The organism is Halomonas cibimaris (assembly GCF_039537045.1).
GTDB classification, from domain to species: Bacteria; Pseudomonadota; Gammaproteobacteria; order Pseudomonadales; family Halomonadaceae; genus Vreelandella; species Vreelandella cibimaris.
Window position 1 is genome coordinate 138,341 of the sequence record NZ_BAAAZT010000023.1, and the last position, 9,514, is coordinate 147,854.

9 protein-coding genes are annotated in these 9,514 nt (G+C 59.9%); 1 reads left to right on the plus strand and 8 read right to left on the minus strand.

From position 1 onward, the window contains the following. Positions 1–4 precede the first annotated feature (4 nt). The 7 genes from rfbC to ABD654_RS03380 form a co-directional block, all read right to left on the minus strand. Positions 5–553, minus strand: coding sequence for a dTDP-4-dehydrorhamnose 3,5-epimerase (gene rfbC / locus ABD654_RS03350; RefSeq protein ID WP_344702277.1), 549 nt, complete (start codon positions 551–553; stop codon positions 5–7). Further along, positions 553–1,440: a glucose-1-phosphate thymidylyltransferase RfbA gene (gene rfbA / locus ABD654_RS03355; RefSeq protein WP_344702279.1), complete on the minus strand. Its 888-nt coding sequence runs from the start codon at positions 1,438–1,440 to the stop codon at positions 553–555. The genes rfbC and rfbA overlap by 1 nt, the downstream gene beginning before the upstream one ends. Further along, a complete protein-coding gene (gene rfbD, locus ABD654_RS03360; protein WP_344702281.1) occupies positions 1,430–2,356 on the minus strand; it encodes a dTDP-4-dehydrorhamnose reductase in 927 nt (308 codons plus the stop codon). Before rfbD ends, rfbA begins: the two co-directional genes overlap by 11 nt. Further along, positions 2,356–3,426: a dTDP-glucose 4,6-dehydratase gene (gene rfbB / locus ABD654_RS03365; RefSeq protein ID WP_344702283.1), complete on the minus strand. Its 1,071-nt coding sequence runs from the start codon at positions 3,424–3,426 to the stop codon at positions 2,356–2,358. Before rfbB ends, rfbD begins: the two co-directional genes overlap by 1 nt. Positions 3,427–3,617: 191 nt before the next feature. Continuing rightward, positions 3,618–3,776 carry a hypothetical protein gene (locus ABD654_RS03370; RefSeq protein WP_344702285.1) on the minus strand — a complete coding sequence of 53 codons (159 nt, stop codon included), beginning with the start codon at positions 3,774–3,776 and terminating at the stop codon, positions 3,618–3,620. Between the two features lie 277 nt (positions 3,777–4,053). After that, complete coding sequence (locus tag ABD654_RS03375; RefSeq protein ID WP_344702287.1) at positions 4,054–4,815, minus strand: SapC family protein; 762 nt, start codon at positions 4,813–4,815, stop codon at positions 4,054–4,056. 71 nt (positions 4,816–4,886) lie between these two features. After that, positions 4,887–6,035 carry a tyrosine-type recombinase/integrase gene (locus ABD654_RS03380; RefSeq protein WP_344702289.1) on the minus strand — a complete coding sequence of 383 codons (1,149 nt, stop codon included), beginning with the start codon at positions 6,033–6,035 and terminating at the stop codon, positions 4,887–4,889. A 299-nt stretch (positions 6,036–6,334) separates the two neighbouring features. Between ABD654_RS03380 and ABD654_RS03385 the strand changes: the two genes are divergently transcribed. Continuing rightward, positions 6,335–7,831 carry a hypothetical protein gene (locus tag ABD654_RS03385; RefSeq protein ID WP_344702291.1) on the plus strand — a complete coding sequence of 499 codons (1,497 nt, stop codon included), beginning with the start codon at positions 6,335–6,337 and terminating at the stop codon, positions 7,829–7,831. A 168-nt stretch (positions 7,832–7,999) separates the two neighbouring features. On the opposite strand, the gene ABD654_RS03390 is transcribed toward ABD654_RS03385, so the two are convergent. After that, entirely contained in the window at positions 8,000–9,157 is a 1,158-nt protein-coding gene (locus ABD654_RS03390) for a hypothetical protein (RefSeq protein WP_344702293.1), read from the minus strand. Positions 9,158–9,514: the final 357 nt, after the last annotated feature.

Sequence of the window (9,514 nt, forward strand, 5' to 3'; positions counted from 1 at the left end):
GGCGTTAAGCGAATACCTCAGCGCCGGCAAACGCACTGCCGGCCTGGTCCTTGTCTGAAAGCGCAAGCGCCACGCCGGGGTCGGGCCAGTCAATCCCAAGCTCGGGGTCATCAAAGCGGATGCTGCGCTCGGATTCGGGATGGTAGTAGTCGGTGGTCTTGTAGAGAAAATCCGCCGTCTCGGAGAGCACCACAAAGCCGTGGCCAAAGCCTTCCGGCACCCACAGCTGGCGGTTGTTCTCAGCGGAAAGCTCAACGCCGACCCACCGGCCAAAGCGCGGGGACGAACGGCGCAGGTCCACGGCCACGTCCCACACCGCCCCGTGGGTCACGCGCACCAGCTTGCCCTGGGTCTGTTCGAGCTGGTAGTGAATGCCGCGCAGCACGCCCCGGCGCGAGCGCGAGTGGTTATCCTGCACAAACGTCCGAATGCAGCCGGTGGCCGCCTCGAAGGCGCGCTGGTTGAAGCTTTCCATGAAAAAGCCGCGGGCATCGCCAAACACCTTCGGCGCAAGGATGACCACCTCGGGCAGTGCGGTTTTTTCTGCGTGCATTACATCCCCTCCCGTGCGGCCTGCAAGCGGCGTTTCAGGTACTGGCCGTAGCCGGTTTTTTTCAGCTTCTGTGCCGCACTTTCAAGCTCGGCATCGCTTAGCCAGCCCTGCAGCCAGGCGATTTCTTCCAGGCAGGCAACCTTTAGCCCCTGGCGGTGCTCAATGGTTTGCACGTACTGGCTGGCCTCCAGCAGGCTGTCGTGGGTGCCGGTATCCAGCCAGGCAAACCCCCGGCCCAGCCGCTCTACGGTCAGCGCGCCGCGCTCAAGGTAGGCGTTGTTGATGCTGGTAATTTCAAGCTCGCCGCGCGCGGACGGCGTAACGCTCCGGGCAATCTCCACCACGTCGCTGTCGTAGAAATAAAGCCCGGTCACCGCATAGGGCGATTTTGCCACCTCGGGCTTTTCCTCGATGGAAATCGCGCGCCCTTCGGCGTCAAACTCCACCACGCCGAAGCGCTCCGGGTCGTTGACCCGATAGCCAAACACCGTCGCCCCGCCGGGCTGCTCCGCCGCTCGCCTGAGCTGGTCGGAAAAGTGCTGGCCGTGAAAGATGTTATCGCCCAGTACCAGACACACCGGTGAGTCGCCGATAAACGCTTCGCCGATCAAAAATGCCTGGGCCAGACCGTCCGGGCTTGGCTGCACGGCGTACTCAAAGCGCACGCCGAAGGCCTCGCCGCTGCCCAGCAGGTTCTGGTACTGGGGCAAATCTTCCGGCGTGGAGATAATCAAAATCTCGCGGATGCCCGCCAGCATCAGCACCGAGATGGGGTAATAGATCATCGGCTTGTCGTAGATGGGCAGCAGCTGCTTGGAAACCCCAAGGGTAATCGGGTGCAGGCGGGTGCCGCTGCCGCCGGCCAGAATAATGCCTTTACGCTGCATGGTACGACCTTGTTTCCTGAAGAGTGAGCGCCAGCTGAGCGCGCCAGTCCGGCAGCGTAATGCTCAGGGCGTGTTCCAGCTTTTTGACGTTAAGGCGCGAGTTGCGCGGCCGCCTGGCGGGGGTCGGGTAGTCTTCCGTGGCAATCGGCGCTACCGCCTCGGGCGTGATGGCAAGCGGCATGCCAAGCCTCGCCGCCTCAACAAACGTCGCCCGGGCCACATCCCACCAGCTGGCCTCGCCGCGCGGGGCCAGATGATACACCCCGCGCGGAATCGCTGCCTGCCCGGTACGCGGCCAAGGGGCCAGCGCAAGCGCGGTGACCTGTGCAATCAGCCTTGCCGGCGTGGGCGCACCGATCTGGTCGGCCACCACGGCAAGCGACTCGCGCTCCGCCCCCAGGCGCAGCATGGTGTTAACGAAATTCTTGCCCGGGGCGCTGTATACCCAGCTGGTGCGAAACACCAGATGCGCGCTGCCGCTTTGCACCACCGCCGCATCGCCGTCGCGCTTGGTCTCGCCGTAGCTATTCACCGGCGCAGTGGCGGCGTCTTCGGCCCAGGGCGTATTGCCTGCGCCGCTGTAGACGTAGTCTGAGGAATAATGCACCAGCCACTTGCCGTGGCGCGCGCAGTACGCGGCCAGCTGTGCAGGAAGCTCGGCGTTCAGCCGCCGGGCAAGGGCGGGCTCGTCTTCGGCCTTGTCCACCGCCGTGTAGGCCGCCGCGTTGACGATCAGGTCCGGCGTGTGGCGCTCAAGCCAGGCGTCCACTGCGGCGGCGTCGGCCAGGTCCAGCTCGGCGCGTGCAGGGGCCAGCACCCGGCCCAGCGGCGCCAGCGCCCGGCACAGCTCAAAACCGGCCTGGCCGCTGGCGCCGGTAAGCAGAACGGTGGCTGCTTCAGCGTTGGCATCTGCCATTACAACACCCCCAGCCGCTGGCCCTGGTAGCGGCCGTCCTGCACGCGCTGCCACCATTCGCGGTTATTCAGGTACCACTGCACGGTCTTGCGCAGGCCGGTTGCAAAGGTTTCCGCCGGGCGCCAGCCAAGCTCGCGCTCGATTTTCGAGGCATCAATGGCGTAGCGCAAATCATGGCCCGGGCGGTCGGCCACAAAGGTGATCAGCTCCCGATACGAGGCCCCGTTCGGCGCGTTTTCCGGTTTCAGCTCGTCGAGCAGATCGCACAGGGCGTGCACCACTTCAAGGTTGGTTTTCTCGTTGTGGCCGCCGATGTTGTAGGTCTCGCCGTTTTGGCCCTCAAGGGCTACGCGTACCAGCGCACGGGCATGGTCTTCCACGTACAGCCAGTCGCGCACCTGCTGGCCGTTGCCGTACACCGGCAGCGGCTTGCCCGCCAGGGCGTTGAGCATCATCAGCGGAATCAGCTTCTCGGGAAAGTGGTACGGCCCGTAGTTGTTCGAGCAGTTGCTCAGCACCGCCGGCAGCCCAAAGGTACGCTGCCAGGCACGCACCAGATGGTCCGAACTTGCCTTGCTCGCGGAATACGGCGAGCTGGGCGCGTAGGATGTCTCTTCAGTAAACAGCGCGTCCGGGTCTTCCAGATCGCCATAGACTTCGTCGGTGGAGACGTGGTGAAAACGAAACCCGGCAGCTTTTTCCGGCGCGCTCTGCTGCAGGCCCTGCCAGTAGGCGCGCGACGCTTCCAGCAGCGTATAGGTGCCCATGATGTTGGTGTGCATGAACGCCGCCGGCCCGTCGATGGAGCGGTCCACGTGAGACTCCGCCGCCAGATGCATGATCACGTCCGGCTGATGCTTGCCAAGCACGCGGGCCATGGCCGGCGCGTCGGTAATATCGGCGTGCTCGAAAGCGTAGCGCGGGCTGTCGGCCACCTCGGCCAGCGACTCCAGGTTGCCCGCGTAGGTCAGCGCATCGACGTTGACCACCGAATGCGCGGTATCGTTGAGCAAATGGCGCACGACCGCCGAGCCGATAAACCCCGCCCCGCCGGTTACCAGTATTTTCACCTGTCAGGCTCCTTTCTGTGGTTGGCCGCTCACCTTGCCGCCGAGACGCTGTTTCGGCCATGAGCCGCCGCCGGTACAAAAATCAGGCGCGCAGCATAGCATTACCCGGCGCTTTATGGCGCGGGTCGCCCGGCGTGCGCGCAAACAGTTGACCACTCGGCCGCCGGCGTCCATGCCACTAGCGGCAATGGCTATCGCCGGGCGGCCGCGCCCTTCTTTCCGCCGTCGGCTGTATAGCAACGAACAATACCTTCAAACTCGTACAGCAGCGCCCGAATACGGCCGATGCTGAACGCAGGGGCGATGACCGTGCCGCGGTTTTCAAGGGCCTGTTCGATGGTGCTTTCCAACGCACGCACGGTGCAGATATCAAATTCACTTCAAACTGGGCAAAGCTGTCCTCGGCGGCATCTTCGCCCTGAAACAGCCCGCAGTCCACCAGCAGCGAATGCTCACTACTGGCCACGAGCTGATGACAGCTGCCGGTCACGCCGGATGCGCCGCCGTGGTGAAGGAAGAATGTGCGGATAGTCCGCGTTTGATGCATCGATGGCCTGCATGATTCATTCCTTTAAACGTTATTTTTCTCGAGCCTGCTACGCCAGTACCTGACGCGAGACGAATGGCTCAGTCAAAATCAAAACTCAACTCGTCGTCATCGCCGAAGAACTCGTCCAGGTTCTCCGGCGCTGCTGCGCTGGCGGGGTTGAGCCGTGCCAGGCGAGCCAGCAGATGGGTCTGGGGGATGGAGAGGTTGATGGCGTAGGCGATGGGCAGCGCCTGGGCGCGGCGCAGGGTCAGGAAGCTCTCATCGTCGAGCTGAGCAAGCGCATGCTCGTCGACCCTATACAGGCCGTCGATGGAGAGGCCCAGCGGGTCGCGCAGCGTCTCTGGCCAGGGCGCTAGTATCCCGGCACTCGCCAGGGCGTCCAGCGCCTTTTGGGTGGTCTGCTGCTTGCGGTGGATCGCCTTGAGCGCTTCCACGCGGCTCGCCACGGCATCAAGCATCTGGCCCTCGGCATCGAAGAAGGGCTCACCCTCTCCCTCACCGGCCAGCATGCCGCTGTCTCGGTCAAAGGCCACCAGTCCCTTCTCGCCCACGCTGACGATCTCGAACGGCCAGCTAGAAAGCCACTCGGGCCGATAGTGGCCCAGCCATTTGCCTTCTCGGATAAAGAGGTTGTAGCCGTTTTCCAGGCCGCACACGCCCATCAGCCGCCATTCGCGGCCTTCCTTGACGGCGGCCAACGGCATGGCGGCCGCGGCCTTGGCCAGCTCCCCGGCATGGAGCGGGATTAACGAGCGATGTTGAGCAAAGGCGAGATCCTGAGGTGGATGCCAGGTCTTGCTCTGGCATTCCCGGGGGCTTAGTACGAGCGGTGTGGGCATAAAGACGCCTTTTATTGAATGATGTCCGGTGTGTCATATGCCGGCCCACCCTGGGACCGGCGGTGATAGCTTTACTGCAGTGATGGGATCACATCCACTGCCTCTCGAAGTCGCTCGGGACTTAGGTGCGCATAGCGACTGGTTGTGCGCGCATTGGCATGGCCCAACAGTATCTGGACTTCATATAAACTACGCCCGGCGTTGACCAGAAAACTGGCAAAGCTATGGCGCAGATCATGCAGGCGAAGGTCCGGCAACCCGGCCTGCTTTCTGGCCTTACGCCAGCTGTAGTAAACGGTGACAAAGGGCTTGCCGGTCGCCGGATTCGTGAAGATCCAGTTGTCCTGGGACGGATACGTCACCTGACGCTGAGCGAGAAGCGTCAGCGCTCCGGTCGATAACGGGACGTGCCTGATGCGCCCGGCCTTGGTGTGCGGTATGCGCCAATGCTGATGGGTCCAATCAATATCCTGCCAGCGGGCATTGAGCACCTCACTTTTGCGCGCCCCGGTATAGAGCAAAAACGATACGATATCAGCGAGACACGGGTTATCACTCTGGCGAACACTGATCAGTAAACGCGAGATTTGCTTTTGGTTCAGATAGCGCTCAATACGATTGTCTTCCTTGAGACAGCGAATATAGCGCACCGGGTTATCGCTGATGCCCTGAATTTTCCAACGCAGCGCCAGGCGATAGCCATAGCCCAGAATCGCCAGCACCCGGTTAATGGTCGCCGGTGCATAGCCACGGGTCTGCATAGCACCTACCAGGCGTGCAATATCGGCTCCGTTCAGTTCTCCCATGCCCCGAGGCCCAAAGCATGTCAATACATGCAGACGAAGAAGCGTTTCATCCGTTTTCCAGCTGCGCTTATAAGTTTGCACATAAGGCAGGTAATACTCCGTAAAGAACGCCTCTATCGTAGGGCCGGCACCCGGCAGCAATACCGCCCGCGGGTCCATCCCGACTCGCACCTTGCGCAGGGCCTCTCGAGCCTCGGTGCGCGCCTCTTCTAGCGTCATGATGCGAGCGTCTCCCAAAGTGAGGTAGCGCGTACGCCCCCGGGCACGATAGCGCAAACGGTATGCCATGCGGCCACTACGCTGAACATCGACATAAAGCCCGCAAAACAACGTATCAAGCACCGCCCAGTGCTGACGGTCAGCTGGGCAGACCAGTGCCTGCACGACGGATTCAGTCAGAAGGGTAACAGTCATGGCGAGCTTCCTCTGATGGGTGGTTCCTTCAGAGAAGCATTGCCCAACAGAAAATGCCGCCATCTCCAACGGGGTCTTTAGCCACGGTTACAGCTTGCGATAAAGGTTGTCGATGGGTTGTGCGGTTGATGCGTGTAAAAAATCATTCTAAAACAGAACGTTGAGAAAAGATAACCAGTGACCTCACTGAAGGCCTGAACGCGCTGCTGGCCGCTCGTGACGGCAAGGAAACCTACCTGGAAAACGCTCGCAGCAACGAGACGCTTCAGGACAACCAGAACATCGACGCTGATTCTGACGTGGGTGCTGTTGAAACCGCTATCGGTGACGAGTACACCGCTGCGGCAAGCAACGCGTCTGGCCTTGGTCAGCTGGTCGACGTGAGCAACTTCGGCAAGCGCTCCGACGCTGTTCAGAACGCGGCTATCGAAGAAGCAGTAACCGAAGCCGAGAAAGACGTGTCCAACGCCAAGGATGCAGTGGCACAGGTTGACGGTCTGGCGAAAGCGTCCAGCACCCTGTCTTCCGCACAGCAGGCGTACAAGGCAACGCTGGAAACGGCCAACGACGCTTTTGCTGAAGCGGCAGGCGAAGTGACTACTGGCTCTGGCAAGATTCCTGCTTCCGGCAGCGACCTGAATGGTCCGCTGAAGCTGGCCACTGCTTACGACAGCCTCGACGAGCTTACTGGTGCAGCGGATGCTGCCAAGACAGCTGGTAACTCTGTCACGCTGGTCGAAGACAGCACTGGTTCTGCCAAAGATGTTGTCGTCATCGACGAAAAAGGCAAGGTCAAAGCTGCTGACGGCATCAACGCGGATGACGTGACCAACATCGACGCGCTGGTAGCCGACCTGCAAGCGGCCTTCAACGCGGGTGTGGCGAAGGACAACTCGCTGAACGCCTACAACGTGGCCGCTAACGAAGTGCTGAACATCGAGAGCGAGCTGGTATTCACTGCAAGTGATGATTCGGTTATCGACGGTCAGCTGGTTGAAGGGCTTGATAGCGACGGCACGACCACTAAGCAGTATATCGAGAAGGGCGCGGCCGGCTCAGAAGAATACTTCGAGATCAGTAGCACCTCGCTGAACAGTGACGGCAATATTGTTCTGAAAGCCGCTGGTACAAAAGAAAAGACTGATCCGACCAATCTCAGCGATCAGGACATCACCGACGTCATCATCGACGAAGGCGTGTCTAGCAACACACTGGTGGAGGCTGACGGCGATCTGACTGCTAACTTCAAGGCCGGCGCTGACCTCAGCACTGGCGTAGTCGAAGCCGAGGACACCCTCGAAACGCTGAACAAGGCTATCGAGCGCTTTGAAAACGCGCGTGACCTGAAAGACGGCCTGGACGGCAAGGACGAAGCGATCAAGACTGCTTCTGACGCGCTGGACGAAGCCGGCTTTGACGTGGTTGATCTGGACGGTACAACCGCCGCCGCGACCAGCGACGACGACGTATTCCTGACCGTTGAAGGCCAGGATTCCGCGATCACCAACTTCGGTCTGCAAGGCGACGACCGCCTGTACGTCGGCAACGACTACACGCTGGTTGAGCTGGGCGCCAACGAGAGCATCAACAACCGTGTCGGCGATGCCAACGCGCTGGAAGTGTTCTACCAGGAGTCAGCCGGTAACCTGGAGCTGTTTGTTGAAGGCCAAGCCTTCGCAGGCAACGCGACCACTACCGAAGACGTTACCCAGATCACGCTGACCGGCGTTTCCGCTGACGACGTGAACTTCGAAGGCGGCTTCCTCAGCTCTACTGCTGCCGCTGACATTGCCTAAGCTCCTCTGAGCGATCCACGTTGAGGAGAGCTCGCGCTCCCTTATCGAGTGATAACCCCCGGCTTCGGCTGGGGGTTTTTGCGTGTGCCCAAACACAAAAAAGCCCGCCTCAAATGAGGCGGGCCTAGGGTCACTGAGCGAACTCAGCTAGCCAAAAGACACGGGGTCTTAGGCGATGTCGGCAGCAGTGCCGCCTACGATGTAGCCACCGTCAAACTGCAGGTCATCAACATTAACACCAGCCAGGGTGATTTCGTCGACTTCCTGAGTAGCAGCGTTGGAGCCAAAGTCCGCTGTTTCCAGCGTTATAGTGACGTCGTTGCCGTCTTGAGTGAAGAACACTTCCAGAGCGGAATCATCGCCATCAGTGTCGACGTCGCCTTCGTTGAAGGTGAAGTCGGTGCCGATGAAGAGACGATCTTCACCGTCGCTACCGAAGCCAGTGATGGTTTCGTCGCTGCCGCTTTCGTACAGGAACAGATCGTTGTCGTCGGTGCCTGCAGTACCGTCGGTCAGCTCGTAGCCCAGCTCAGAGATCGCTTCATCAGCGTCAGTGATGGCCTGGTCTTTAGCGTCGAGACCGTCGTTCAGCGCTTTGGCAGCGGTGTAGTCGGCAACCGCCTCGTTGAAGCTGACCAGCGCCTCTTGCTCTGTGATCAAAGCCAGTGAATCCGGGGCTTTGGTATTGATAACGTTAGACAGATCGACGTCTGCTGCTTCGCCGTCGGTCACAGCAGGTGCGGTGATGTTGGTAGAAGCGTCGGTTGAATCAGCTTCCGCGTTCATTACAGCTTCCGCCGCACTGTTGATCTTGTCTACCGCATTATCCTGAGTAACGTTGGTGTTGTACTCAGCTTTGGCAGTAGCGAAAAGCGCGTCGATGCCTTCCAGACCTTTGCCATCGGCGGTGATGACCAGATCGCCGTCGCTGTTTACTTTGATGTAAGTCGTAGCACCGCCATTAGTTTTGACGACAAAATCAGTTTTGTCCTGGTAGTCAGAAGTTACGGTTACATCGCCATTAACCTTACCAAATTTGGCCATTTCACCGAGGTTCTCTGCTTCTGCAGCATCGACCGCTTCAGCTGCGTTTTCCAGCGCAGTTTCGGCGTTTTGCAGCGCATTAACCTTGCTCAACAGACCTTTGGTCTTGTCTACCGTTGCGGTGAGATCAGCGATTTCTTTCTCGTAGTCAGAACGCTGATCAGAAATCATCGACTCGCGAACAGACTCAGATGCGCTCTTGAACGCGTAGCTTGTAGCCGCTGAGCCCTTAGCCATAGCATCTTCGACGCCCTTAGCGGCACCAGAAGCACCTTCCAGCACATCGTCGATGGCCGTTTCGATCTCGCCATCTGTCGGGTTAGCTACGTCGGCAGCATTAGCCGTCAGTGACGCTGCAACTGCATCTTCTTCAGCGGCATCGCTGAGGAAGTCAGACTTGTCAGCAACGGCAGACTGGTATGTCTCCAGAGCTTCAGTGAGGTCTGAGTGTGAGAGTCTTCAAAACTTTCCATAAGTCCACGTTTTCCCAATCCTTTTTAAACCCTGCCGGAGTGCCTTGCGAGTAACCGACCTATGACCGAAACTCACGATTTCAAAAAAGTGGTCTCTTTGATCATCCGGTAAAATGCCCCAACACCTTTCCCCACCGAACGACCGGTAACGTACCGAACGCCTACG